This window comes from Ruegeria sp. L11 (assembly GCF_056531755.1).
Window position 1 is genome coordinate 498,336 of sequence record NZ_JBQFMI010000001.1, and the last position, 24,427, is coordinate 522,762.

Annotated in this window: 23 protein-coding genes and 3 tRNA genes; 10 read left to right on the forward strand and 16 right to left on the reverse strand. The window is 57.2% G+C overall.

The window, feature by feature from the left end:
• The first annotated feature begins 2 nt into the window (after nt 1–2).
• A complete protein-coding gene (gene pgi, locus ACR0CE_RS02450) occupies nt 3–1,613 on the forward strand; it encodes a glucose-6-phosphate isomerase (protein ID WP_480830756.1) in 1,611 nt (536 codons plus the stop codon).
• Nucleotides 1,614–1,796: 183 nt separating this feature from the next.
• A complete protein-coding gene (locus tag ACR0CE_RS02455) occupies nt 1,797–3,416 on the forward strand; it encodes a long-chain-fatty-acid--CoA ligase (protein ID WP_480830757.1) in 1,620 nt (539 codons plus the stop codon).
• Between the two features lie 22 nt (nt 3,417–3,438).
• On the opposite strand, the gene ACR0CE_RS02460 is transcribed toward ACR0CE_RS02455, so the two are convergent.
• From ACR0CE_RS02460 to ACR0CE_RS02470, 3 genes are all read right to left on the reverse strand, one after another.
• Nucleotides 3,439–3,513, reverse strand: a tRNA-Asn gene (locus ACR0CE_RS02460).
• 128 nt (nt 3,514–3,641) lie between these two features.
• Nucleotides 3,642–3,716 (reverse strand) — tRNA-Asn (locus ACR0CE_RS02465).
• A gap of 76 nt (nt 3,717–3,792) precedes the next feature.
• Nucleotides 3,793–4,707: an MBL fold metallo-hydrolase gene (locus ACR0CE_RS02470; protein ID WP_480830759.1), complete on the reverse strand. Its 915-nt coding sequence runs from the start codon at nt 4,705–4,707 to the stop codon at nt 3,793–3,795.
• 44 nt (nt 4,708–4,751) lie between these two features.
• Here ACR0CE_RS02470 and ACR0CE_RS02475 point away from each other — a divergent pair, with 44 nt between their 5' ends.
• On the forward strand, nt 4,752–6,071 hold the full coding sequence (locus ACR0CE_RS02475) for an ATP-binding protein (RefSeq protein ID WP_480830761.1): 1,320 nt from the start codon (nt 4,752–4,754) through the stop codon (nt 6,069–6,071).
• 273 nt (nt 6,072–6,344) lie between these two features.
• On the opposite strand, the gene ACR0CE_RS02480 is transcribed toward ACR0CE_RS02475, so the two are convergent.
• Nucleotides 6,345–6,421 (reverse strand) — tRNA-Ile (locus tag ACR0CE_RS02480).
• A 107-nt stretch (nt 6,422–6,528) separates the two neighbouring features.
• Between ACR0CE_RS02480 and purM the strand changes: the two genes are divergently transcribed.
• From purM to rnd, 3 genes are all read left to right on the forward strand, one after another.
• A complete protein-coding gene (gene purM, locus ACR0CE_RS02485; protein ID WP_480830763.1) occupies nt 6,529–7,575 on the forward strand; it encodes a phosphoribosylformylglycinamidine cyclo-ligase in 1,047 nt (348 codons plus the stop codon).
• On the forward strand, nt 7,572–8,168 hold the full coding sequence (gene purN, locus ACR0CE_RS02490) for a phosphoribosylglycinamide formyltransferase (RefSeq protein ID WP_480830765.1): 597 nt from the start codon (nt 7,572–7,574) through the stop codon (nt 8,166–8,168). Before purM ends, purN begins: the two co-directional genes overlap by 4 nt.
• Nucleotides 8,169–8,282: 114 nt before the next feature.
• Nucleotides 8,283–9,440 carry a ribonuclease D gene (gene rnd / locus ACR0CE_RS02495; RefSeq protein ID WP_480830766.1) on the forward strand — a complete coding sequence of 386 codons (1,158 nt, stop codon included), beginning with the start codon at nt 8,283–8,285 and terminating at the stop codon, nt 9,438–9,440.
• 6 nt (nt 9,441–9,446) lie between these two features.
• On the opposite strand, the gene ACR0CE_RS02500 is transcribed toward rnd, so the two are convergent.
• On the reverse strand, nt 9,447–9,977 hold the full coding sequence (locus ACR0CE_RS02500) for a hypothetical protein (RefSeq protein WP_480830768.1): 531 nt from the start codon (nt 9,975–9,977) through the stop codon (nt 9,447–9,449).
• Between the two features lie 138 nt (nt 9,978–10,115).
• On the opposite strand from ACR0CE_RS02500, the gene ACR0CE_RS02505 reads away from it, so the two are divergent.
• A complete protein-coding gene (locus ACR0CE_RS02505) occupies nt 10,116–10,526 on the forward strand; it encodes a SufE family protein (protein WP_267367543.1) in 411 nt (136 codons plus the stop codon).
• Between the two features lie 2 nt (nt 10,527–10,528).
• On the opposite strand, the gene ACR0CE_RS02510 is transcribed toward ACR0CE_RS02505, so the two are convergent.
• The 3 genes from ACR0CE_RS02510 to ACR0CE_RS02520 all read right to left on the reverse strand — a co-directional run bounded on the left by ACR0CE_RS02510 (nt 10,529) and on the right by ACR0CE_RS02520 (nt 13,148).
• Nucleotides 10,529–11,188, reverse strand: coding sequence for a DUF1638 domain-containing protein (locus tag ACR0CE_RS02510; protein WP_480480760.1), 660 nt, complete (start codon nt 11,186–11,188; stop codon nt 10,529–10,531).
• A 77-nt stretch (nt 11,189–11,265) separates the two neighbouring features.
• Complete coding sequence (locus ACR0CE_RS02515) at nt 11,266–12,303, reverse strand: Hint domain-containing protein (protein WP_480830770.1); 1,038 nt, start codon at nt 12,301–12,303, stop codon at nt 11,266–11,268.
• A 146-nt stretch (nt 12,304–12,449) separates the two neighbouring features.
• Nucleotides 12,450–13,148, reverse strand: a complete 699-nt coding sequence (locus ACR0CE_RS02520) for a corrinoid protein (RefSeq protein WP_209503809.1) — start codon at nt 13,146–13,148, stop codon at nt 12,450–12,452.
• On the opposite strand from ACR0CE_RS02520, the gene ACR0CE_RS02525 reads away from it, so the two are divergent.
• Nucleotides 13,147–13,422, forward strand: coding sequence for a hypothetical protein (locus tag ACR0CE_RS02525; protein WP_480830771.1), 276 nt, complete (start codon nt 13,147–13,149; stop codon nt 13,420–13,422). The genes ACR0CE_RS02520 and ACR0CE_RS02525 overlap by 2 nt on opposite strands.
• Nucleotides 13,419–14,486: a PA0069 family radical SAM protein gene (locus ACR0CE_RS02530; protein WP_480830773.1), complete on the forward strand. Its 1,068-nt coding sequence runs from the start codon at nt 13,419–13,421 to the stop codon at nt 14,484–14,486. Before ACR0CE_RS02525 ends, ACR0CE_RS02530 begins: the two co-directional genes overlap by 4 nt.
• Nucleotides 14,487–14,579: 93 nt before the next feature.
• On the opposite strand, the gene gltA is transcribed toward ACR0CE_RS02530, so the two are convergent.
• Both gltA and gltX read right to left on the reverse strand, forming a co-directional pair.
• On the reverse strand, nt 14,580–15,875 hold the full coding sequence (gene gltA / locus ACR0CE_RS02535) for a citrate synthase (protein WP_480472976.1): 1,296 nt from the start codon (nt 15,873–15,875) through the stop codon (nt 14,580–14,582).
• Between the two features lie 121 nt (nt 15,876–15,996).
• Nucleotides 15,997–17,397: a glutamate--tRNA ligase gene (gene gltX / locus ACR0CE_RS02540; RefSeq protein ID WP_480831213.1), complete on the reverse strand. Its 1,401-nt coding sequence runs from the start codon at nt 17,395–17,397 to the stop codon at nt 15,997–15,999.
• A gap of 78 nt (nt 17,398–17,475) precedes the next feature.
• Here gltX and ACR0CE_RS02545 point away from each other — a divergent pair, with 78 nt between their 5' ends.
• Nucleotides 17,476–19,521 (forward strand): ComEC/Rec2 family competence protein, encoded by a 2,046-nt coding sequence (locus ACR0CE_RS02545; RefSeq protein ID WP_480830775.1) that lies wholly within the window; start codon nt 17,476–17,478, stop codon nt 19,519–19,521.
• Here the strand turns inward: ACR0CE_RS02545 and lexA are convergent.
• From lexA to ACR0CE_RS02575, 6 genes are all read right to left on the reverse strand, one after another.
• On the reverse strand, nt 19,518–20,216 hold the full coding sequence (gene lexA, locus ACR0CE_RS02550) for a transcriptional repressor LexA (protein WP_480830777.1): 699 nt from the start codon (nt 20,214–20,216) through the stop codon (nt 19,518–19,520). The genes ACR0CE_RS02545 and lexA overlap by 4 nt on opposite strands.
• Before the next feature lie 78 nt (nt 20,217–20,294).
• A complete protein-coding gene (locus ACR0CE_RS02555) occupies nt 20,295–21,467 on the reverse strand; it encodes a molybdopterin molybdotransferase MoeA (RefSeq protein WP_480830778.1) in 1,173 nt (390 codons plus the stop codon).
• A complete protein-coding gene (gene moaC, locus ACR0CE_RS02560) occupies nt 21,464–21,937 on the reverse strand; it encodes a cyclic pyranopterin monophosphate synthase MoaC (RefSeq protein WP_480830779.1) in 474 nt (157 codons plus the stop codon). Before moaC ends, ACR0CE_RS02555 begins: the two co-directional genes overlap by 4 nt.
• The gene (gene trpC, locus ACR0CE_RS02565) at nt 21,937–22,749 is read right to left on the reverse strand and encodes an indole-3-glycerol phosphate synthase TrpC (protein ID WP_480830781.1); all 813 of its coding nucleotides are present in this window, start codon (nt 22,747–22,749) and stop codon (nt 21,937–21,939) included. The genes moaC and trpC overlap by 1 nt, the downstream gene beginning before the upstream one ends.
• On the reverse strand, nt 22,746–23,765 hold the full coding sequence (gene trpD / locus ACR0CE_RS02570) for an anthranilate phosphoribosyltransferase (RefSeq protein WP_480830782.1): 1,020 nt from the start codon (nt 23,763–23,765) through the stop codon (nt 22,746–22,748). The genes trpC and trpD overlap by 4 nt, the downstream gene beginning before the upstream one ends.
• Nucleotides 23,762–24,343, reverse strand: coding sequence for an anthranilate synthase component II (locus tag ACR0CE_RS02575; RefSeq protein ID WP_209503818.1), 582 nt, complete (start codon nt 24,341–24,343; stop codon nt 23,762–23,764). Before ACR0CE_RS02575 ends, trpD begins: the two co-directional genes overlap by 4 nt.
• Nucleotides 24,344–24,427: the final 84 nt, after the last annotated feature.

The following is a 24,427-nucleotide window of genomic DNA, read 5'->3' on the forward strand; positions in this document are numbered from 1 at the left end:
CAATGCATCTGGATGCTTTGAAAACACTGGCTCAGACGACAAGTGACCGTCGTATCCTTGACCTGTTTGCGGCAGATGCAAACCGGGCCGAAGTATTTTCAGCCTCAACCGGGGATGTGGTATTCGACTATTCAAAAACACAGATCGATGATGTGGTGCGATCCGCGCTCATTCAATTGTGTGCAGAGGCTGGTCTTGCGTCTCGGCGTGATGCGATGTTCGCGGGCGAGAAGATCAACGAGACCGAAGGGCGCGCGGTGTTGCACACGGCCTTGCGCAACCTTGATGGCGGGCCGGTTGAAGTGGACGGTCAGGACGTTATGCCCGAGGTTCTGGATACGCTGCAACGGATGCGCGTGTTCGCGGAAGAGGTGCGCGGCGGCGCTATCGCTGGGGCGGGGGGCAACTTTACCGATGTGGTCAATATCGGCATCGGCGGGTCAGACCTCGGCCCTGTCATGGCCACTTTGGCGCTGGCACCTTATCACGATGGACCACGGGTGCATTACGTCTCGAATGTGGATGGGGCGCATATTGCGGACACGTTGCGGCAGCTTGACCCGACGCGCACGCTGGTCATTGTCGCCTCAAAAACCTTTACCACAATCGAAACGATGACCAATGCGCGCACCGCCCGCGCGTGGATGTCAGAAGGCGGCGGCGATCCGTTGCGCCAGTTCGCCGCCGTTTCCAGCGCTCTGGACAAGACGAAGGCCTTCGGTATTCCCGAGGCGCATGTATTTGGTTTCGCCGATTGGGTCGGTGGGCGTTATTCGGTTTGGGGGCCGGTCGGCTTGCCGGTCATGATTGCTGTTGGTTCAAACGCATTTGACGCGTTTTTACGCGGCGGGCAGGCGATGGACCTGCATTTCCGCTCGGCTGACTGGGATGAAAACATGCCTGTGATGCTGGCATTGGTTGGCATCTGGCATCGTCAGGTTCTGGGGCATACCAGTCGTGCGGTGCTGCCTTATGACCAGCGGCTTTTGCGTCTGCCCGCATATTTCCAGCAGTTGGAAATGGAATCGAATGGCAAATCCGTGGCGATGGATGGGTCGTCCTTGACCATGCCTTCAGGACCTGTCGTCTGGGGTGAGCCGGGCACCAATGGACAACACGCGTTTTACCAGCTGATCCATCAGGGCACAGATGTCATTCCCTGCGAATTCATGGTTGCGGCCGAGGGGCATGAACCAGAACTGACCCATCACCACCGTCTGCTTTTGGCCAATTGTCTGGCGCAGTCCGAGGCCCTGATGCGTGGCCGTTCGTTCGAAGAAGCGCGCCAACGCATGACGCAGCAGGGGTATCTGGGTGATGAACTGGACCGGCAGGCCCGGCACCGGGTTTTCCCCGGCAATCGTCCCTCGACAACATTGATTTACCCCAAACTCACACCGTTTGTGTTGGGTCAGATTATTGCGCTTTATGAACACCGGGTGTTTGTCGAAGGCGTGTTGCTGGGCATCAACTCTTTCGACCAGTGGGGGGTTGAGCTGGGCAAGGAACTGGCCAATTCGCTTGGCCCCATCGTGGATGGCGAAGAAAGCGCCGAGGGCAAGGATGGGTCGACCGCAGCATTGGTCGCCTACGCGCTGAAACACCGGGATTAGGCGACGGGATGTATTCCGCTACCGGTGTGGGTTGCATTCTTTTATTGTCAGACAATTAAATGATTGGCAGGGTTCCTTATAGGAAACGGCTGGACTGACGTGACGGGGAACACCCCTGCCTGTCTGTGCCAGACGGAACAGGCAGGGGCCAGGCAAGGTCCCGCCCATGACGGGAGGATGTCCATGCTGGGACAGATGATGACACAGCCTTTGCTGATTTCGTCGCTGATTGATCACGCACAGCGTTACCACGGTCAGACCGAGATTTTCTCGGTCGAAACGGATGGATCAGTGACAGAAACCAATTGGTCCGAGATAGCCGTGAACGCCCGGCGTTTGGCGTCGGCCCTGACGCAGCTGGGTCTGGAGCCGCAGGACAGGGTCGGGACGCTGGCCTGGAACAATCGTCGGCATCTGGAGATCTATTATGCCACCTCGGGTGCGGGATATGTCTGTCACACGGTCAATCCGAGGCTTTTTCCTGAACAACTGACTTACATTATCAACCATGCTCAGGATCGGGTGTTGTTCTTTGATGCAACCTTCGTCCCGCTGGTTGCTGCCTTGCACGGTGCGCTGACGGATGTTCGCCATTTTGTTCTGATGGGCCCCCGCAACGATGACGCTGCAGCAAAGATACCCGACCTGAAATTTTATGATGAGCTGATCGAAACCGGTGACGCGGCCTTTGATTGGCCTGAACTGGATGAAAACACCGCGTCAGGGCTGTGTTACACGTCGGGTACAACCGGCCATCCCAAGGGGGTTCTTTATTCCCACAGATCGACGGTCCTGCACAGTTTCGCGTCGAATACGCGCGACGTGATCGGCTTTTCGGCGATGGATGTCGTGATGCCCGTCGTTCCTATGTTCCACGTTAATGCATGGGGCTCGCCTTATGCCTGCGCCATGTCCGGATCGCGACTGGTTTTACCCGGCCCGGATTTGCATGGCGAGGCGCTGGTCAATCTGATCGACACCTATGGCGTGACGCTGGCCATGGGGGTGCCTACAATCTGGCAGGGACTGTTGGCGCATGCAGCCAAATGCGGGACGAGTTTGAAAAGCCTCGAACGGACCGTGATTGGAGGTGCCGCTTGCCCACCTTCGATGATGGAGACTTTCCGGAATAAATATGACGTCGATACGGTACATGCGTGGGGAATGAGCGAGATGAGCCCGCTTGGTACGGCCAACTACCCATTGGCCAAACATCTGGTGCTGCCGCTTGAAGAACAACACCTTATCCGTCTGAGTCAGGGTCGGCCACCGTTTGGGGTTGAACTGAAAATCGTGGATGATGACGGCAAAGATCTGCCACATGACGGTGAAACGCAGGGCGATCTGATGGTGCGGGGGCATTGGGTACTGGACAGCTATTTCCTGATGCAGGATCAGGATCTGTTGCAAGACGGTTGGTTCGCCACAGGCGATGTCGCAACGCTGGACACCGATGGTTACATGACCATTCGTGACCGATCCAAGGACATCATCAAGTCCGGAGGGGAGTGGATCAGCTCGGTCGAACTTGAAAATATCGCTGTTGCGCATCCGAAACTGGCAACTGCCGCCGTGGTCGGTGTTCCGCATCCGAAATGGGACGAACGCCCCTTGCTAGTTGCAGTAAGGGCCGAGGGCGAAAACCCAAGCGAAAAGGAACTTCTGGCCTTCTTCGAAGGGAAAATTGCCAAATGGCAGATTCCGGACAAGGTTGTTTTTGTTGACGCGCTGCCGCTGAACGCAACCGGAAAGGTGCTGAAACGCAACCTGCGTGCGGATTTCAAGGATGCCCTTGCGGGGTGAGATGTGATCTAGCGGGGTAAATTGGCTCCGGCGGTAGGGATCGAACCTACGACCAATTGATTAACAGTCAACTGCTCTACCGCTGAGCTACGCCGGAACGGTCCGCGCCGTATAGCAACCGGAGTATCCGGCGTCCAGAGGGCGGATATTATTTTTTCAACGAAAAAGCCCCAGAATACCGATGTGGTTTCTGACCCTGACAAAAGGTTGAATATTGGGAAGTTTTGGCTCCGGCGGTAGGGATCGAACCTACGACCAATTGATTAACAGTCAACTGCTCTACCGCTGAGCTACGCCGGAACTGAGGGGCGTATAGCAACCCGGAATCCCGGCGTCCAGAGGTTAAGCACGCGAACTTTGAAAATTTTTCGCGGCTTCATAGATCTTTGCGAAAAACCGCTGTGGCAGATAGTTCGCCGAGCGGTGACACCTGTTTTTTTCCCGTCAGATCAACGAGGTGGGCAAAAACATTCCGCTCCGCGGCTGACAGCAGTGTCGCGGGTGTGTCGGTGTAGATACGTTCGGCCAGGTGCCGCGCCGATCCGTCTGCTTCCTCGAGCGCAGACAGAATCTGGGCTTCGCGGTTTTGCCTGTGCCGGATCAGCCAATCCAATCGCGCGGCGGGGTTTGTAATCGGTGCACCGTGGCCCGCGTGAAAAACGGACCAATCGCGCGCGCGCAGGCGGTGGCAGGCCGTCATGAAATCGGTCAGGTCTCCGTCCGGTGGCGACACCAGCGAACTGGCCCATCCCATCACATGGTCGGCGGTGAAACAGGTATCCTGCCATGCCAGGGCAATGTGGTTTCCCAGATGCCCCGGAGTGTGAATAACCTCAAGCTGCCAGTCATCGCCAAAGATGACCTCACCATCCGCAACCTCGATATCCGGACGAAACGCGGTGTCGATGCCTTCGCCACCTCCGGCCAACCCACGCGCTGCAAGGGTCGCCATAACAGCGCTGCGACCGGATTCGGGACCACCAAACGCATAGATCGCAGCTCCCGTTCGCGCGGCAAGGGGTGCTGCCAAGGGTGAGTGATCCAGATGTGTGTGCGTGACGACTATGTGGCTGATTCTCTGGCCAGGTCGCAGTTCACTCAGGATCGCGTTCAAATGCTCTTCGCTTGCGGGGCCGGGATCAATGACGGCAATGTCACGATCGCCCAGCAGATAGGTGTTGGTGCCGCGATAGGTCATCGGTGACGGGTTGGGGGCCAGAATGCGCCGAAGACCCGGTTGCAATTCTGTCGCAACACCCGAAGGCGGATTGAATTCGTCAGGTGCCTGCATTCTGTGCTCTTCCTCTTGTACGGGCAGCCCGCTAGGTTTAGCGCATGTCCACGCACTGGCTCAAACCCTATATGCCACGCAGCCTTTACGCCCGGGCAGCATTGATTCTGGTTCTTCCTGTGATCGTGCTGCTTCTGGTCGTTGGAGTTGCTTTTCTTCAAAAGCATCTGGAAGATGTCACTGACCAGATGACGCGCGCAGCCTCAAGGGAAGTGATGCTGATCACCACCATGATGGATGGGGCCGAGACGCAGCACCAGGCATTGGCCGAAGTGCGCCCGGATCTTCTGGCGCTGGAAATGCAGGCCAGATTTCTGCCAGCCAACGAAACTCCCAAAATTGACCGTCCACGGTGGTACGACTTCATAGCACCGCAGGTCGAGGCCGAACTTCGCGCAAGGTTGCCAGAGCTGAGTGCTGTAGCGTTGCCAAGCAGCCGCGAAGCGCGTCTGTACCTGGATACACATCTGGGGGTGCTGGAACTGACGTTTGACCGGCGCAGATTGTCGCCAGCGGCGCCGCATCAGTTGATCGTGACGATGCTGTTTTTCGCGATCATAATGACCTCGATTTCATTTCTGTACATGCGAAACCAGTTGCGCCCCATCACACGGCTGGCCAATGCGGCGCAGGCGTTTGGACGAGGGCGGAGCGTACCATATTCACCGGGCGGTGCCATCGAAGTACGCGCGGCGGGGAATGCGTTTTTGGATATGCGGTCACGGATCGAACGTCAGATCGAACAACGGACGCTGATGTTATCAGGCGTAAGCCATGATCTGCGCACGCCTTTGACGCGCCTGAAGCTAGGACTGGCCATGCTGCCCGAGGATGAGGCACGACCTTTGCTACAGGATGTAAAGGAAATGCAGTCCTTGGTTGATGCATTCCTCGAATTTTCGCGCGGGGCGTCCGAAGGATCGCCCGAGGAAATCAATCCGGCGGAATTTGTTCGACAGATTGTGGATGACGCCAATCGGGCAGGGCATCGGGCCGAGTTGGTCACTGTCGAGGGTGAGGGAACGGCAATGCTGCGCCCTATGGCTGTTCGTCGGGCCGTTGAAAACCTGATCGGCAACGCTGTGCGCTACGGCAGCCGTGCTGAGGTCAGCCTATCGCTGAACGCCAAGTCGATGCGCATCCGTGTCGAAGATGATGGCCCTGGAATTCCCGCAGAGCAGCGCACAGAGGCGGTCAAACCCTTTACGCGGCTCGACCCAGCGCGCAATCAGAATCAGGGTAGTGGCGTGGGTTTGGGGTTGGCGATCGTGGCGGACGTTGCGCGCGCACATGGTGGCACTTTGCGATTGGCCAAAAGTGAACGCCTGGGCGGTTTGTGCGCGGATATAATTATTGGACGGTAAACGCCTGACACCTTTGCCGCTCCAAACCTGCGCCAATATGACGATATTCTGAGCCGAGGCGCTGGATTACTCGCGAAATGATTTCGGAGTTTTTAGCAAGACCTGTCATCCCACGGCGATTAAACCGAAAGCGAAAATCGATGAACTGAATAAATGCGTCTGATTTCCAAGCGTATGTAGACAGGGTACGCAAGACGTGACGAACGCCTGAGGTCATAAATACAAACAAAACCAGCAGGATGGGCGGTGTGTTCAAGGCACGTGGCGGTGATTTGGTAGGCCCGGAGGGACTCGAACCCCCAACCAAAGCGTTATGAGCGCTCTGCTCTAACCAATTGAGCTACAGGCCCGCCTAGGCGCATTGCGTATCACGGTGAACAGCCGCGTCAAGCCTGACCGTTGCAACAAACGCCACAATCGAATAACCCGCCCGCAAAGCATTCAAAAGGAACTGGCCATGAAAGCGGGCAAGAACGGAATCACCTATGCCGATGCAGGCGTGGATATCGACGCGGGCAATGCTCTGGTTGACCGGATCAAGCCCGCAGCAAAGCGAACCAACCGCCCCGGCGTGATGAGCGGACTGGGCGGTTTCGGCGCACTGTTCGACCTGAAAGCTGCTGGGTATCAGGATCCCATTCTGGTTGGTGCCACGGACGGGGTTGGTACAAAACTGCGAATTGCGATCGATACCGGCGTCGTGGATGGGGTTGGCATCGATCTGGTGGCAATGTGTGTCAATGACCTGATCTGTCAGGGGGCCGAGCCCCTGTTTTTTCTCGACTATTTCGCGACAGGAAAGCTGGACACAGATACAGCCGCGCGGATCATTGAAGGAATTGCCGAAGGCTGTGCACAATCCGGTTGTGCTCTGATTGGTGGCGAAACTGCCGAGATGCCCGGCATGTACCCTGATGGCGATTTCGATCTGGCCGGATTCTCGGTCGGGGCAATGGAACGCGGTGCCGATCTGCCTTCGGGGGTGCAGGCGGGGGATGTGCTGCTTGGTCTGGCCTCGAACGGAGTGCATTCCAACGGGTACTCACTGGTACGTAAACTCGTCGAACTGTCTGGGCTGGGCTGGGATGCACCGTGCCCCTTTGGTGAAGGTTCGTTGGGCGAGGCGCTGCTTACGCCGACGCGCCTTTATGTCAAACCGGCCCTGTCCGCGATCCGCGATGGTGGCGTTCACGCACTGGCCCATATCACCGGTGGCGGTCTGACCGAGAACCTGCCGCGCGTATTGCCGGAAGGGCTGGGGGCCCAGATTGATCTGGACAGCTGGCAATTGCCGTCTGTATTCAGTTGGATGGCGCAGATTGGCGGTATTGCGGAAGCCGAGATGCTCAAGACCTTCAACTGTGGCATCGGTCTGATCATTGTGTGCGACCCAGATAGGGCCGATCAGCTTTCGACATTGCTGGCCGAGGCCGGCGAGACGGTGGCGCGGATCGGCACTGTCACCGAAACGCCCGGAGTTGCCTATTCGGGCAAACTGTTGTGAGCCCCAAGCGCGTCGCGATCCTGATTTCGGGGGGCGGGTCCAACATGGTGTCGCTTGTCGACAGCATGACCGGTGATCATCCGGCGCGGCCCTGTTTGGTTCTGTCCAACAATGCGCAGGCGGACGGGCTGAAAAAAGCTGCGGACCGTGGCATTCCGACCGCAGTGGTTGATCACCGGCCATTCAAGGGCAATCGCGCAGCCTTTGAGGCTGAGTTGCTGAAGCCTTTGGAAGAAGCGCGGCCGGATATTGTCTGCCTGGCCGGGTTCATGCGGGTCCTGACTGCGGATTTCGTAACCCGCTTTCAGGGGCGAATGTTGAACATCCATCCGTCATTGCTGCCGAAATACAAGGGGTTACATACCCACGCCCGCGCAATTGAAGCGGGTGATGCGGAACATGGCTGCTCGGTCCATGAGGTGACGGCGGCCCTGGATGATGGCCCGATTTTGGGGCAGGCGCGGGTGGATATCGAACCAGCAGATACCCCGGACACTTTGGCAGCAAAAGTTCTGATCTGGGAACATGAACTTTATCCGGCGGTGCTGCGCCGCTTTGCCGAAGGCAACAGGTCACCCGTTCTCATGCAGTGAGGTTCCGAGGGTGATTTACACTCGCCTGAAAATCGTCCTATGGTCGTCGGTATCGCTTGGGGGCGAGGGAAATTACGGGCACTCACAAGAGCAAGAGCAAAACTAGTACGGCGCATGAAAACTCTGACGACGACGCAAGAACTGGCTGATTTCTGCAAGGCGGCCGCAAGCTATCCATATATCACAGTCGATACCGAGTTTCTGCGCGAGCGGACCTATTATTCGAAACTGTGCCTCGTGCAACTGGCGCTTCCCTCTGATGATGAAGACAGCGCGGTTCTGGTTGATCCGCTGGTTGATGGCCTGTCTCTCGAACCGCTGTATGAGCTTTTCCGAAACGAGAACGTGGTCAAGGTGTTTCACGCCGCGCGTCAGGATCTTGAGATTTTCTGGGTCGAGGCCGGTGTTTTTCCCAACCCGTTGTTCGACACACAGGTCGCCGCAATGGTCTGCGGGTTTGGCGAGCAGGTCGGCTATGAGACGCTGGTGCGGAAAATCTGCAAACAGGGCGTCGACAAGACGTCGCGGTTCACCGATTGGTCCCGTCGTCCTTTGACGGAAGCCCAGAAAACATATGCATTGGCGGATGTGACGCATCTTCGCAAGATCTACGAATATCTTGCTGCGGAACTCAAAAAGACGATGCGCAGCCACTGGGTGGCTGAAGAGCTGCGGACGCTGACACAGCCTGCCACGTATGACATTCGCCCCGAAGAGGCGTGGAAGCGGGTCAAAACGCGAACCAACTCGGCCAAGTTCTTGGCTGTTGTGCGCGAGCTGGCGCAGTTTCGCGAAGGGTATGCGCAGGAGCATAACGTGCCGCGCAACCGGGTCTTTAAGGATGACGCCCTGGTCGAACTGGCGTCGACCAAGCCTAAAACAATCGCCGATCTCGGTGCGTCTAGGCTTTTGCTGCGCGAGGCGCGCAAAGGCCCGATTGCCGAAGGTATTCTTGCTGCGGTGACGAAGGGCGTGAATTGTCCTCAGGAAAATCTGCCGAAGATCGACAATTCCCGCGACAATCTCAAGGTCAACCCGGCTTTGGCTGACTTGCTTCGTGTTCTGCTGAAATCCAAAACCGAAAGTTCGGGCGTTGCGGCCAAACTGATCGCAACTAGTTCCGAACTGGACCAGATTGCCGCTGGCGAGCGAGAATTGCCCGCAATGTCGGGGTGGCGTTACGAGGTCTTTGGTGAAGACGCGCTGAAACTGTGCGAGGGAAAAATCGCGCTGGCGGCCAAAGGGCAGGCGGTCAAGGTCGTCTCGCTTTAGCGGCGATTACCGCCGCCGCGATTCCAAGGTGTTCTGTTGCCCGACGACACGGATCAGGCGAATGCCTTCAAGATCCTGGGTCGAAACATTTATGGCATCCGACACCATTCTTGTGCGTTCAGATCCTTGCGGGGTCTCTGAACTGGGGTAATTCACGCGGAATACAAACTCCAGAATCCCCTTTTCTTTGTTTTCTTCTGAATTAACCGAAACCAAGCGTGCGTTATAGGCACCCTGCCGAAGCGCGGTGCCAGAGGAGTAGATGATCGCGCCTGATGGTATAGGTTCGATCCGCAGCTCATCGATTTTGGCGATTGGAACACTGGTGTCTTCGGCATCTGGGCGCGAAAACAGGCCGCTTCCCTCACTTGTCTTGGGAACCAACGCATCGGCGGCATTTGGGTCCGGCGGCGTTTCAGACTTCACAGATCGGCTGGAGCCAAACCAGTTTGACGGATTCACCCGCGAGTCGCGCCAGCTGCCGCAGGCAGTCAGGGTCAGCATGGCGATGATAAGAACGGACAGAGACTTTTGCATGGACCCACTGCTTTTCACACGAATTCAGACAATGGGTTAGCGTATATTCTTCGCGTTGAAAAGCCACAGCTGGGGCTGGACAGCAGGTGGTCGTCGGCTTAGGTCACATTGTGATTTCAACGAAAGGATCACTGCGCCATGGCCACGCCTGCCTTTGAAGACATTGTCGAGGATTTCGAGTTTCTCGAAGACTGGGAAGACCGGTATCGCCATGTCATCGAACAGGGCAAGGCGATGGAGCCTTTGGATGACGCGTTGAAAGTTCCGGCGACAAAGGTTCACGGCTGCGCCAGTCAGGTCTGGCTGCACCCGATGATCGAAGCAGGCGTGTTCAAGTTTGATGGCGACAGTGATGCACTGATCGTTCGCGGGCTGATCGCCGTGCTTCGGTCCCTATACAACGGGCTGCCGGTGTCCGAGGTGCCTCAGGTCGATGCGGCAGCGGAACTGGCCCGATTGGGCTTGAACGATCATCTGTCAGCGCAGCGGTCCAATGGTCTGCGGGCCATGATTGAACGCATCCGCCAGGTCGCGCAGGAAAACGCCTGAGGTCACTCGGGGCGGTTTGCCCAGTCTGACAAAGTGGTTTCCAGATCGCCGTAGCCGGTGAAACGCCGTTCGAACGCCAATCCCATGCGGTCCGCGCATTCCCGTGCGCGTTCGGTCAGTTTCGGATCGTCGATCTGGGCCTGATAAATCAGTTTGGTGTAGTTGCCGAAATACATGTCCCGCAGTTCCGGGTGGCGATCCAGACCCAGTGGTTTCCAGACAAATGCGTCGAACTGGCGGGCCAGAAAATCAGTCAGGTAGAAGGCAGTTGTTTCGTCCTCGCCGCGTTCCTGAAAGGCCTGATTGCCTTCGAAGAACGAATAGCAATGAGGGCCTTTTACCATCTCGACGCCCAGTTTTTCACAAGCGGATTGCAGCAGACCTCCGGTTCCGCAATCGGCGTAAACCACATAGATTTTTTCGAACCTGTCGCGGTGTTTGGCCACGCTGTCTTCAACTGCTTGGGTGATCCGTTCCGGATGAACATGCAGGATTGCAGGCAGGCAGGTCAGCGCCATGTGATCCCAGCCGTTGCGCGTTTTGATATCCAGAATTTCGCGCGCTAGCGCCCCGCAGGCGATCAGCAGGATGCTTGCGTTTTCCACGCCGTCATAGCCTTTGGTCGTCAGGCTTGCATCATCTGGTAACGTATCGCTTGGCATGGATCGGCATCCTTATGGGCTCATAGCACAAGAGAATGAAAACAGCTTGCAGGCAAGCCTTCTTCCGACATCTCGTGTCAGGCTGCCGACGTTCGTGTTTCGAATGCCGATAACAGAGGCCGAGCGGGCGGGCCGTAGGCGACAGTACCTTGCTTTGATATCTCGGGGAACAAGGACAGGATCTCTTGTCGGGCTGACTGTTCAAGGGCGTTCCAGCTTTGGGCACCGGGATGAAAGCTCTCGCTCAGGCAGCCTTCCGACCAGAGCAGCTCATGCTGATCAAACAGAATGTGAATGTAGGTTACGACCCCGCCGGGTTTGAGGATGATGTCATGTCCGTTGATCAGGTGTTTGGCGGGGGCCAGTGCTTCGTTTTGGCCGGTATGCAGTTCCAGGCGCCAGCTCTGGATCAGCATCCTGTGTTGCTGCGACACCAGCAGATCGCGGGTGTTCCCAAGCGCGCCTGCCTTGAACAGGACCGGCGCGAACACGCCAACCGCCTGAACCCGCCGCTGCCCGACCCAGCGCACCGTTTGAAACCCGTGATCAAGGGTTTCCACCCAGTCGCCGGGGCGCAGCGTTTCCACTGGGCGTTCCCCTTTGCGGGTTCTGATCAGCGTGCCAGAGGTAAAGCAGGGGACCAGGTCCCAGTCTTCACGGCTGGACACCATGCCTGAATATCGATTGCCAGCAAGGCTGTTGAAGGTGATCGAATGTATAGGCCCCGCTTCCAGAGCGCCTTGATCTGCATTGGCCGAGAACTCAGGCACCAAATATGTGTTGCCATCCACATCCTGCGCGACAACGGCAGTAATGTTTGCACTTGTGCCGTCGAAATAAGTGACGGTGGCGTGGTACACTGATGTGCCATCAAAGGTTTGCGGCGCGCCGCCGTCGATCGAAAACCGATCATTGGCAGACATGTTGTTCATGTCATAGGCAGAGCCGGAGTTTCCAACCACGTTCCACGTCACGCTGTTATGCGCCAACGGCGCGTCCGCGTGACCGAAGGTTTGCCCAACCAGGGCAGAGGCGTTTTCGGCGACATTGTTGCCCTCGGCGATATCGATATCGGCAAGTTTGCCCAACGAAATGGCTGTGAAAGACTGTGGCACGGAACCCCCGAAACTTGGACGTTTCGGTTTTTTAACCGCACTTTCGTTTACAAACGGATAAACGATACACCTCATGAAGGGGCGGAGCGCTAAAACGAAAAAGACCGCCCGAAATGGGCGGTCTTTTAAGAAAAACCTTAAAGGTCTTAGCCAGCCAGTTGGTTGTGCTTGCGGCCCACGAAATCCTTGGCGGTTTCCACTGCAACCGCAGCGTCACGGCAGTAGGCGTCTGCACCGATGGCTTTGCCGAACTCTTCGTTCAGCGGCGCGCCACCGACCAGAACAATGTAATCGTCGCGCACGCCCTGTTCGACCAGGGTGTCGATAACGACTTTCATGTAGGGCATCGTGGTGGTCAGCAGGGCGGACATGCCCAGAATGTCGGGCTGTTCCGTTTCCAGTGCTTCCAGGTAATTCTCGACCGGGTTGTTGATTCCCAGATCGACAACCTCGAATCCTGCACCTTCCATCATCATCGACACAAGGTTCTTGCCGATATCGTGGATGTCACCCTTCACGGTGCCGATGACCATCTTGCCAACACGCGGAGCACCGGTTTCGGCCAGCAGCGGCTTGAGGATCGACATGCCGCCTTTCATCGCGTTGGCTGCCAGCAGAACCTCGGGAACGAACAGAATGCCGTCGCGGAAGTCATGGCCCACAATGGTCATGCCGCCAACCAGAGCTTTGGTCAGGATGTCATACGGCGTCCATCCGCGTTCCAGCAGGATATTGGTGCCTTCTTCGATCTCTTCTTTCAATCCGTCATAGAGATCGTCGAACATCTGATCGACCAGTTCGTCATCATTCAGTTCGGACAGGACGATATCTTCTTCGTCGGACATGGGGTATTCCCTGTGCTGGGCGGGCCATCGGCCCGTGGTGGCATTTTTTCCGTTTTGGCCAAAACGTCGCATTCTGACTGTGACGATTGCGACGTTGGTCGTTTCGGGACCGACCTATATGCCAAAAATGGCACCGGCTCGATTGAAAAGTCTGCAATATTATCCTGTTTATTTTTCATCAATGCTTCCCGGTTTCTTCGCGGTGCTGGCTTGCACAGGATTCGTTTCAGGTTTATCGTCAGATAGGAACAAAAAGGGAACATATGTGCCGTGAGCATCGGGCATATCATCAAAGCAAGGGGGGTGACGTCCAATACGACCGGGCGGTTTGAACGGTTTGCAACGCAGGCTGTTGATGACGGGTGGGACATCGATGAAGACTTGCCGCCCTTGCGAACCGAGACGCGGGATGAGGTGGCGCGCAGTGCCATCACCTTTAACCGTTCACCTGATTTGCCTTTTGATCGTTCGATCAACCCATATCGGGGCTGTGAGCATGGCTGTGTCTATTGTTTCGCCAGACCAAGCCACGCCTATCTGGGCTTGTCCGCTGGACTGGATTTCGAAACCCGCCTTGTTGCGCGCGCCAACATGAGCGTTGTTCTGCGCAAGGAACTGTCGGCGAAGTCCTACAAGGTCGCCACGCTCGCGATCGGGACAAACACTGACCCATACCAGCCCATTGAAAAAAACCGCCTGATTACAAGGTCGTGCCTTGAGGTCTTGCAAGAGTTCAACCACCCCGTCGCAATCGTGACCAAAGGAACACTGATCGAGCGTGATCTGGATATTCTGGCTGACATGGCCAGCCGGGGGTTGGTGCGGGTCGGTATATCGCTCACCACGCTGGATGCGGGTCTGTCCCGGCGGATGGAGCCTCGCGCACCGTCTCCGGCGCGTCGGTTGCAGACGATCAGAGCGTTGACCGATGCCGGTGTTCCGGTTCGCGTAATGACCTCGCCTATTGTGCCTGGGCTGACAGATCATGAGTTGGAGAGCCTGTTGGACGCTGGAAAAGAGGCGGGCGCAGATGCGGCAAGCTGGATCATGTTGCGATTGCCCCGCGAAGTCTCTCAGCTTTGGCAGGACTGGCTGGCAGAGCATGAACCCGCCCGTGCAGAAAAGGTCATGTCCAAGCTGCGTGAAATGCATGGCGGGCGCGACTATGATCCGCGCTGGGGGCACAGGATGCGGGGTGAGGGGGAATACGCCGAGCTCATCGCGCTGAGGTTTGCTAAAACTTGCAAAAGACTGGGGCTTTCGATCAAATCCGCTCCGTTACGATGCGACCGGTTTGCAGTTCCGCCGCAACCCGGGGATCAAATGAGCTTGTTCTGAAACCAAATACCCAACCGTCCGCTGCTTCAGTATCGAAAGCAAAAGACCCCGGTTTAACCGGGGCCTTCTGGATTTATTGCGTGCTTTGATGGATCAGCGGTTTTCGATGTCCACGTAATCGCGCAGCGTCTCACCCAGGTACAGCTGACGCGGGCGGCCGATCTTGTTCTGTGGATCTTCAATCATTTCTTTCCACTGGCTGACCCAGCCAACAGTCCGCGAAAGTGCAAAGATTGGTGTGAACATTGAGGTCGGGAAACCCATCGCCTCGAGGATGATACCCGAATAGAAGTCAACGTTCGGGAACAGTTTTTTGTCGGCGAAATACGGGTCTTCCAGCGCTTCGCGTTCCAGCTCTTTAGCAACTTGCAGTTTAGGGTTGTCTTCAATGCCCAGCAGATCCAGAACCTCGTCGGCCGACTGTTTCATCACCTTTGCGCGTGGGTCAAAGTTTTTGTACACGCGGTGGCCAAAGCCCATCAGGCGGAACGGGTCGTTCTTGTCTTTGGCACGGGCGATGAATTCGGGAATGCGATCTACGGTGCCGATCTCTTCCAACATTTCCAGACATGCCTGGTTGGCGCCACCATGGGACGGCCCCCACAAGCAGGCAATACCAGCGGCGATGCATGCAAACGGATTTGCGCCCGATGACGACGCCAGACGCACGGTGGACGTTGACGCATTCTGCTCGTGGTCTGCGTGAAGCGTTAAGATACGGTCCATCGCGCGGCTGAGGATCGGGTTGACCTCATATTCTTCGGCAGGAACGCTGAAACACATGCGCAGGAAGTTCGACGCATAATCCAAGTCATTGCGCGGATACACGAAGGGCTGCCCCGTGTGGTATTTATAAGCCCATGCGGCGATTGTCGGCATTTTGGCGATCAGGCGATGCGAGGCGACCTCGCGCTGATGCGGGTCCGCGATATCGGTCGAATCGTGATAGAAGGCCGACATTGCGCCGACAACACCGACCATAATGGCCATGGGATGCGCGTCGCGGCGGAAACCACGGTAGAAATACTGCATCTGCTCATGCAGCATGGTGTGGCGGGTGATCGTGGTTTCGAATTTCTCCAGATCTTTTGCGACCGGCAGCTCTCCGTAGAGCAGCAGGTAGCAGACCTCAAGAAAGTGCGATTTCTCTGCCAGTTGGTCGATCGGGTAGCCACGGTGCAGCAACTCGCCTTTTTCACCATCGATAAAGGTTATTGTGCTGTCACAGCTTGCGGTTGAAGTGAAACCGGGATCATAGGTGAATACCCCTGCCTGACCGTAAAGCTTCCGAATATCAATGACATCCGGACCGGCGGTCGGGGTATGAACCGGCAACTCATACTCTTTGCCGTGAACGGTCAGAGTGGCTGTTTTGTTGCTGTCTGTCATGGTTATCCCTTCTTCATTCATACGCATGCCAAAGAAACCTCGGGCAGTGCGGGCAACGACTGCGCGCTTTCGCGCAGTCCGGGTGTTAGCGGAGCAGCGTTACCCGTTTATGAAATTCGGGTTATTTCGCTGCTTCTGAAAGCCGCGCCAGGGTTTCATCCCGTCCCAGCACAAGCATCATGTCAAAAACCGAAGGCGTGACGGCCCGACCAGCCAAGGCGGCCCTGAGTGGGCCAGCCAGCTTGCCGAACGTGAGCTCCTTTGACTCGGCAAAGGAATTCAGGGTCTCCTCCAGTTCGTCTCGAGACCAGCTAGCATTTTGCAACTGCGGCGTCAATTCTTCCAGTATACCGTCGGATACAGATGCCAGCGCCTTTGCGGCTTTCTCGTCGGGAACGATTGGGCGTTCCGTCAAGGCAAAGTGAGCCTTTTCAAGGAGTTCAGGAAAAGTCCGCGCCCGATCCTTGAGGCAATACATCGCACGTTCCAAATCACTCGATTGTGAATCTGTCAGGGGTGGTAAAGCAGCTGCGGCCAGGTAGGCTCCGATTTCATGCCGCAACGCAGCATCCTCAGAAATGGCGATGTGTTGACCACACAGGTTTTCCAGTTTTTTCAGATCAAACCGGGCAGGGCTTTTGCCGATGCCGTTCAGATCAAACCACTCCTTTGCCTGTGCATCAGTAAAGAATTCATCGTCACCATGGCTCCAGCCCAGACGGGCCAGATAGTTGCGCATCCCGGCGGCAGGATAGCCCATGGCCTGATACTCCTGCGCGCCAAGCGCGCCATGGCGTTTGGACAATTTCTTACCGTCTGGCCCGTGGATCAGCGGAATATGGGCCCAGACCGGAACATCCCAGCCCATTGCCTCATAGATCATCATCTGGCGCGCCGCGTTATTGAGGTGGTCATCGCCGCGAATGACATGGGTAACACCCATATCATGATCGTCGACCACCACTGCCAGCATGTAGACCGGTGTCCCGTCGGAACGCAGCAGAACCATGTCGTCCAGTTGGTCGTTGCGAATGGTCACGTCGCCCTGAACCTGATCGCGGATCACTGTTGTACCGTCCTGCGGAGCCTTGATGCGAATGACAAATGGCAGTTCGGGAAGAGCCGAAGGATCAGCGTCACGCCAGGGGCTGCGGAACAGGGTCGACTTGCCCTCGGCCCGCGCCTGTTCCCGAAAGGCGGCAATTTCGTCCTGCGTCGAGAAGCATTTATATGCCTTTCCCTCGGCCAGAAGCTGGTGCGCGACTTCGGCATGCCGGGCAGCTCCTTCGAACTGGCTGATTACATCGCCATCATGATCCAGTCCCAGCCATTCCATACCCTGAAGGATCGCGGCGGTCGCCTCGGGGGTCGAGCGTTCCCGGTCGGTGTCTTCGATCCGCAGCAGGAACTTTCCACCACGTCCGCGGGCGTAAAGCCAGTTGAACAATGCGGTGCGCGCGCCACCGATGTGCAGAAAACCTGTGGGCGAGGGGGCAAAACGTGTGACGACCTGTTCGGACATGTTGAGGATTAACCTTTTGGTAACCGTATCTGGCATAGTTTGACGCCTGTCTAACGAGCCCGAAGGACGGGGGCAACCATGCGTGTTCTTGCACGGGTCGAGGCCGCGCTGCTGCACCAGACAGGTTACCTGTTTCCGTGGACGCCAGTCATGCTGGCAACGGGGATCGGTCTCTATTTCGGTGCCCGGAGCGAGCCCGGCTGGCCGGTATATGCAGGTCTGTCGTGCTTGTTCCTGGCTCTTTTTGCCTTAAGCCGCCGGCTGCCACCGGGGGTGGGAACGTTAGCGACCGGGGGGGCGCTGATTGCGGTCGGTGTAATACTGGCAGGTACTCGCGCCCATATGGTGGCAGAACCGGTTCTGTCCTGGCGGTACTATGGCCCTGTCGAGGGGAGGGTCGTCGCCATGGATCGGTCTGCCTCGGATGCGTTGCGGTTGACGCTCGATCAGGTGCGCGTAGGGGACGTACCGAATGAGCGCAGGCCGCGACGCATCCGTCTTTCTGTTCATGGCACGACAGACCCTTTTGCGCCTGGCCAACGGATCATGACCACAGCGCATCTTTCGCCGCCGCAGGGCCCGGTTGAACCTGGCGGGTTCGATTTTCGTCGCCATGCCTGGTTTCAGGGGTTGGGTGCGGTCGGGTATACCCGCGTTCCTGTTTTGACGATTGCGCCAGCCAAAGACGGTATTGGCGGTGTTCGGATTACCGCAATCCGAATGGCGATATCGCGGCGAGTGAAACAAATCCTGCCCGGAGAAATCGGTGGGTTTGCTGCTGCCGTCACCACAGGTGATCGCAGTGGTATGGGGCAAGAGACGCTCTTGTCCCTGCGCGCGTCGAACCTGGCGCATTTGCTTGCCATTTCCGGACTTCACATGGGGTTACTGACGGGTTTTGTTTTTGTGGCCTGTCGCATTGGTTTGTCACTGATCCCCTACGTGGCATTGAGGCTACCTGTTCGAAAAGTTGCGGCTGTGTTCGCGCTGATCGCGGCAACGCTCTATTTGCTGTTGTCCGGCGGGAATATCGCAACCGAACGCGCCTATGTCATGGTCAGTGTCATGCTGGGGGCCGTGTTGATCGACAGGCGTGCGATTTCATTGCGTGCGGTTTCTGTTGCTGCGCTGATCGTTCTGGTTCTTTGGCCCGAGTCGCTGCTTAGCCCAGGGTTTCAGATGTCCTTTGCCGCAACGACAGCATTGGTCGCCGTCTTCGGTGCATTGCAAAAGGTGGGTCCGTTACCGGGCCCGAATTGGTTAAAACCGATTGCTGGCGTGGTTATGTCCTCGGCGATAGCCGGGCTTGCCACGGCCCCAATTGGCGCTGCGCATTTCAATACGATGTCTCACTATGGACTGTTGGCGAATCTGCTGTCCGTGCCCGTGATGGGCCTTGTTGTTGTACCAGCGGCAGTTATCGCCGCACTGGCGGCCCCATTTGGGTTGGAGGCTGTCCCGCTGACCGTAATGGGCTGGGCTCTGCATTGGATCCTGTGGGTGTCAAACTGGGTGTCACATCTCGGCGGTGCTCAGGGTTTTGTAGTCAGTCCGTCCTGGTATGTATTGCCACTTGTTGCTGTTGGGGCTTTGTGGCTGGCCTTGTGGCAAGGGCGCGCGCGTTGGTACGGGGTCGGGCCCGTCATTCTTTCATTTTTGCTTTGGAATTCGGGCCACAGGCCAGATGTTCTGATTGCAGAAAACGGGGGGTTGGTCGGCGTGATGACCTCTCAGGGTCGGGCCCTGAGTAAAAGCAAAGGCAGTGGGTTTGTCGCCAGCGTCTGGCTGGAGAATGACGGTGACGGTGTTGATCAGATTGCGGCAGCAGGCCGATGGCCGGATAGCAGCACCGTTCAGCGATACCCTTATCAGGATATGGAAATCATCCATATTTCGGGCAAAAAGGCTGCGCGCGCGTTCGACGAATGCAAACACAACCAGATCATTGTTTCGACGGTCGCGCTGCCCCTTGCGGGCGCGTGCGCCATCTTCGATCCGGATCACCTGAGCGAAACCGGCAGCCTGTCATTGTCGGACGGAAAGCTGACTTCCAGCGCAGAACTGACAGGCCAACGGCTCTGGTCCCCGAAGCCCGCCGGGGACCGTCGTTTGAAGCAAGATTAATAGGTCCGGATCAGACCGACTAGGCGACCCTGAACCTTGACCATTTCTTCGGGAAGAACGCGCGTCTCATAAGCCGGGTTGGCCGCTTCGAGTGCAATAGCGTTGCCGCGGCGGAAAAAGCGTTTCAGCGTCGCTTCCTGATCTTCTACCAGTGCAACCACGATATCACCGTTATCAGCAGTCGCGGTTTCGCGGATGACGACCACATCCCCGTCATTGATGCCCGCGTCGATCATCGAGTCGCCGCGAACCTCAAGCGCATAGTGCTGGCCCTTCCCGGAAACCATGGTGCCGGGGACCGCTACGTGATGAGACACGTGGCTGATCGCCTCAATGGGGACACCCGCCGCGATCCGACCCATCACCGGCAATTCCAGCGCATCCACAGCAACTGGCTCAATATTGGTCGGGCGGGGGCCCTTGGGCCTGTCACCCTCGATCACGCGGGGTGAAAAACCGGCAGTTGGTTCGCCGCCAAGGCTTTCGGGAAGTTTCACAATTTCAATCGCGCGGGCACGATGCGCGAGGCGACGAATAAAGCCACGTTCCTCCAGTGCAGTGATCAGCCTGTGGATGCCGGATTTCGACCGCAGGTCAAGCGCGGCCTTCATTTCATCGAAACTGGGCGGAACACCGTCCGCCTGCACGCGTTTTTGGATGAATTTCAACAAATCCAATTGCTTCTTGGTCAGCATTGCTCACACCTCGTCGCTCATGCGTTTTCTTTTGTTCTACGCATGTTCACGTTTTGTGTCAATGAATTTGGGAGAAGTTCAGATCGGCAGGTACTGAACCGTTTCCCCGGTCTTGCGGGCGGGATCGTTCGGGGGACGGACCAATAGGGCGTTTGCCTGCGCCAGAACGCTAAGGAGAGAGCTGTCCTGATCTGCACAGGCCCGGATACCCGTTTCGCCCAGAACCGCGCGCATGTAATGCTCGCGCGGGCCGTTTTCTGTCAGTGGTTCGGTCAAGTGGGCAGACCGAAAGGGCGGCAGAACCAATTCCAACCCCAGCATCCGGCGCACCATCGGGGCAAGGAACAGATAGCCACAGACCATCGCGCTGACCGGGTTCCCAGGAAGTCCGACCATCGCGGTGCCACCCATGCGACCAGCCATCAGGGGTTTTCCGGGGCGCATTCGGATCTTGTAGAAAGACCGATCCATCCCCAAACCCTGCGATACATCAGACACAAGGTCGTAGTCACCAACCGACGCACCGCCAATTGTCACGACGAGATCGGCCCCTCGCGCCAGATCAAACGCAGTCTCAAGCGATGAAACCGTGTCCCGTGCAATCGGAAGGACACGAACCACAGCACCGAGCCCTTCAAGCAATGCCCGCAATCCAAACGTGTTCGACGCGATAATCTGGTCCGGTCCCGGTTCTTCGCCGGGCATGACAAGTTCGTCGCCGGTCGAGATCAGGGCAATCACGGGTTTTCGAGAAACCGGGACCTGCGCGATATTCATCGCAGCCATCAGGGCAACGTCTTCGGCGCGGATCAAACGCGGTGCCGTGATGGGTGTGCCTGCCATAAAATCCACACCGGCAGGGCGGATGTTCGTTTTGGGGCCGGGGTCGTCTGTGATCGTGATCAGATCGCCACGCCGGTCGGTATCTTCCTGAATCACAACGAAGTCTGAGCCCTCAGGAACCGGAGCGCCGGTAAAGATACGTACGGCCTGACCGGGGCCTACTGAGCCGTCGAAACGACGGCCCGCGGCGGATTCTCCCACCACTTTGAACATGGCATGAAGCTCGACTTCGTCGGCTTTGACGGCGTAGCCATCCATCGATGATGCGGCAAATGGCGGCTGGTCGCGCGTTGCCACAACCTCGTGTGACAGAATACGTCCCGCAGACTGGGCCAGAGGAACCTGTTCCGAAGGTAGAGGGTTGACAAGATCGAACAGCAGGGCGCGCGCTTCTTCGACGGTAATCATTTCGCTTCGTAACGCCCTGATTTTCCGCCGTCTTTGAGGCTTACATGAATGCCGCCAATTTCCATCGCTTTGTCGACGGCTTTGGTCATATCGTACACAGTCAAGGCTGCGGTGGAAACGGCGGTCAGGGCCTCCATTTCAACACCGGTTTGACCTGACGTCTTGACTGTCGCTTCGATCTGAACACCCGGCAGATCCGGGTCGAGGGTCAGCTCAACGGCAACCTTGGTCACTGGCAAAGGATGGCAGAGCGGGATCAGATCCGGTGTCTTCTTTGCACCCATGATACCGGCCAGGCGGGCAACGCCCAAAACATCGCCCTTTGCCGCGCGTTGTTCTGAAATGATTTCAAAGGTTTCCGGCGCCATCTTCACGTAACCCACAGCCACGGCTATGCGATCTGTGACCTCTTTGCCCGAGACGTCGACCATATGCGCCTGACCTTGAGCATCGAAATGGGTCAGCGGCATCACATCACTCCGGGGATAAGCGGATTGGACAGGATGTGGCGCGTGGCCGCTTCGACATCGTCCTGGCGCATCAGGCTTTCGCCGATCAAAAAGCACCGGGCGCCATAGCGCGCAATATCCCGCAAATCTTCCGGGCTGCCCAACCCGCTTTCACACACGATAGTACGGTCTGCCGGTACCAGTTTGGACAGGCGTCGTGTTGTATCAAGAGTTGTCTCGAAGGTCTTGAGATTGCGGTTATTTATGCCAATCAATGGGCTTTTCAGTTGGGCTGCGCGTTCAAGCTCGGCTTCGTCGTGCACCTCAATCAGAACATCCATCTCCCAATCAAAAGCGGTCTGTTCCAACTCGGCTGCTTGATCATCGCTGACGGATGCCATGATGATCAGAATACAGTCGGCTTCCAAAGCACGTGCCTCGACCACCTGATAAGGGTCATACATGAAATCCTTACGCAAAGCGGGCAGAGATGTCGCGTTACGCGCTTGTGTCAAATATTCCTTGGCACCCTGAAAGCTGGGCGTGTCGGTGAGCACGGATAAACACGCAGCACCGCCTTCTTCATAAGCTTTGGCCAAGGCAGGCGGGTCAAAATCAGGCCGGATCAAACCCTTGGAAGGGCTGGCTTTCTTGACCTCAGCGATCAGGCCGTAACCTTGCCGGGACGCAGCTTGAAGCGCTGCGGCAAACCCGCGGGTTTCCGAAGCGGCACGTGCGTCACTTTCCAGCGTTTCCAAGGACTTCTGAGCCTTGTCTGTTGCGATTTCTTCCAGTTTGTAGGCTTTGATCTTGTCCAGAACGGTTTCGGTCATGCGGCCTCCTGAGTCTTGGCGGCCAAGGCCGTGATTTTGTTTTTGGCTTCGCCGCTGTCGATGCTCTCGGCGGCCATGACCACACCTTCGCGCAGATCACCTGCCGCATCAGCGACAACCAATGCGGCGGCAGAGTTCAGCAACACTGCGTCACGATACGCGGACGGGGCGCCGTCCAGCAGCGCACGAAATGCGATGGCGTTCTCTTCAGGGGTTCCACCAAGGATGTCATCAAAAGGGTGCACAGGCAGGCCAGCATCCTCGGGGTGCAGCTCGACCTCTTTGATCACGTCATCTTCCAAAGCGGCGACCCAGCTGATACCGGTGATCGTCAACTCGTCAGTCCCGTCCGATCCGTGTACCAACCACGCGCGGTCTGACCCAAGCAAGCCTAGTGTTTCAGCCATGGGGCGGATCAGCTCGCGGCTAAAGGCACCCGTCAGTTGCCGTTTGACACCGGCAGGGTTGGTCAGCGGGCCCAGGATATTGAAAATCGTGCGCGTTCCCAGTTCCTGCCGCGAGGGCATAACATGCGCAATGGCCGGGTGATGCATCGGTGCCATCATGAAACCGATACCGACATCTTTCAGAGCACTTTCAACAACTTGCGGTCCAACCATAACGTTGATACCCATTTGCCCCAGTGCATCCGCTGCGCCGGATTTGGAGCTTAGGTTGCGGTTGCCGTGTTTGGCGACTGTCACGCCAGCGCCTGCGACGACAAATGCAGTCGCGGTCGAGATGTTCAGGGTGCCTTTCCCGTCTCCGCCCGTGCCAACGATGTCGATCGCCCCTTCGGGCGCCCGCACGGCATTGCACTTGGCGCGCATCACAGCCGCGGCCGCGGCATATTCATCAACCGTTTCCCCCCTTGTACGCATGGCCATCAACAGCCCGCCAATCTGGCTTGGCGTGGCTTCGCCGTTGAACAGGATGCCAAAGGCAGTCTCGGCCTCTTTACGGGTCAGCGGACGATCGGCGGCTGCTCCAATCAGCGGTTTCAGCGCGTCGCTCATGCGGGGACTTTCAGTTCTTGCAGGAAATTCTTGAGAAGGGCGTGACCATGCTCGGACGCAATCGATTCAGGGTGGAACTGAACACCGTGAATAGGCAGTTCCCTGTGTTGCAGCCCCATGATCGTGCCGTCTTCCAGCTCGGCTGTGATCTCAAGACAGTCGGGCAGCGTCTCACGCTCGACCACCAGCGAATGGTAACGTGTGGCTTCAAAGGGCGATGGAAGGCCAGCAAAGACGCCTTTTCCGGTGTGGTGCATGATGCCCATCTTGCCATGCACAATTTCGTGGCATCGTACCACCTTGCCACCGAATGCCTGTCCGATGGTCTGATGCCCAAGACAAACCCCCAAAAGGGGCGTTTTGGTCTCGGCGGCGGCTTCGGTCAGAGCCAGACAGATGCCCGCCTGATCCGGGTCGCAGGGGCCGGGGCTTAGCAGGATCCCAGCCGGGTTCATGGCCATTGCTTCTTGCACATCCAGCGCATCATTGCGGCGAATGACCATTTCGGCACCAAGTTCGCCCAAATAATGTACCAAATTGTAGGTAAACGAGTCGTAGTTGTCGATCAGCAGCAGCATATGGGCACTTATCTTCGCTTGGGCATTTCGGGCTGGCGATGCAACCCCGGGCCACGGTATAATGTCCGCACATACATGCTCAGG

Excerpts from the sequence above, each read along its gene's own strand:
- pgi (WP_480830756.1), top strand. The coding sequence starts at position 3 with ATGCATCTGGATGCTTTGAAAACACTGGCTCAGACGACAAGTGACCGT.
- ACR0CE_RS02455 (WP_480830757.1), top strand. The coding sequence starts at position 1,797 with ATGCTGGGACAGATGATGACACAGCCTTTGCTGATTTCGTCGCTGATT.
- ACR0CE_RS02470 (WP_480830759.1), bottom strand. The coding sequence starts at position 4,707 with ATGCAGGCACCTGACGAATTCAATCCGCCTTCGGGTGTTGCGACAGAA.
- ACR0CE_RS02475 (WP_480830761.1), top strand. The coding sequence starts at position 4,752 with ATGTCCACGCACTGGCTCAAACCCTATATGCCACGCAGCCTTTACGCC.
- purM (WP_480830763.1), top strand. The coding sequence starts at position 6,529 with ATGAAAGCGGGCAAGAACGGAATCACCTATGCCGATGCAGGCGTGGAT.
- rnd (WP_480830766.1), top strand. The coding sequence starts at position 8,283 with ATGAAAACTCTGACGACGACGCAAGAACTGGCTGATTTCTGCAAGGCG.
- ACR0CE_RS02500 (WP_480830768.1), bottom strand. The coding sequence starts at position 9,977 with ATGCAAAAGTCTCTGTCCGTTCTTATCATCGCCATGCTGACCCTGACT.
- ACR0CE_RS02505 (WP_267367543.1), top strand. The coding sequence starts at position 10,116 with ATGGCCACGCCTGCCTTTGAAGACATTGTCGAGGATTTCGAGTTTCTC.
- ACR0CE_RS02510 (WP_480480760.1), bottom strand. The coding sequence starts at position 11,188 with ATGCCAAGCGATACGTTACCAGATGATGCAAGCCTGACGACCAAAGGC.
- ACR0CE_RS02525 (WP_480830771.1), top strand. The coding sequence starts at position 13,147 with ATGGGGTATTCCCTGTGCTGGGCGGGCCATCGGCCCGTGGTGGCATTT.
- ACR0CE_RS02520 (WP_209503809.1), bottom strand. The coding sequence starts at position 13,148 with ATGTCCGACGAAGAAGATATCGTCCTGTCCGAACTGAATGATGACGAA.
- gltA (WP_480472976.1), bottom strand. The coding sequence starts at position 15,875 with ATGACAGACAGCAACAAAACAGCCACTCTGACCGTTCACGGCAAAGAG.
- gltX (WP_480831213.1), bottom strand. The coding sequence starts at position 17,397 with ATGTCCGAACAGGTCGTCACACGTTTTGCCCCCTCGCCCACAGGTTTT.
- ACR0CE_RS02545 (WP_480830775.1), top strand. The coding sequence starts at position 17,476 with ATGCGTGTTCTTGCACGGGTCGAGGCCGCGCTGCTGCACCAGACAGGT.
- lexA (WP_480830777.1), bottom strand. The coding sequence starts at position 20,216 with ATGCTGACCAAGAAGCAATTGGATTTGTTGAAATTCATCCAAAAACGC.
- ACR0CE_RS02555 (WP_480830778.1), bottom strand. The coding sequence starts at position 21,467 with ATGATTACCGTCGAAGAAGCGCGCGCCCTGCTGTTCGATCTTGTCAAC.
- moaC (WP_480830779.1), bottom strand. The coding sequence starts at position 21,937 with ATGCCGCTGACCCATTTCGATGCTCAAGGTCAGGCGCATATGGTCGAC.
- trpC (WP_480830781.1), bottom strand. The coding sequence starts at position 22,749 with ATGACCGAAACCGTTCTGGACAAGATCAAAGCCTACAAACTGGAAGAA.
- trpD (WP_480830782.1), bottom strand. The coding sequence starts at position 23,765 with ATGAGCGACGCGCTGAAACCGCTGATTGGAGCAGCCGCCGATCGTCCG.
- ACR0CE_RS02575 (WP_209503818.1), bottom strand. The coding sequence starts at position 24,343 with ATGCTGCTGCTGATCGACAACTACGACTCGTTTACCTACAATTTGGTA.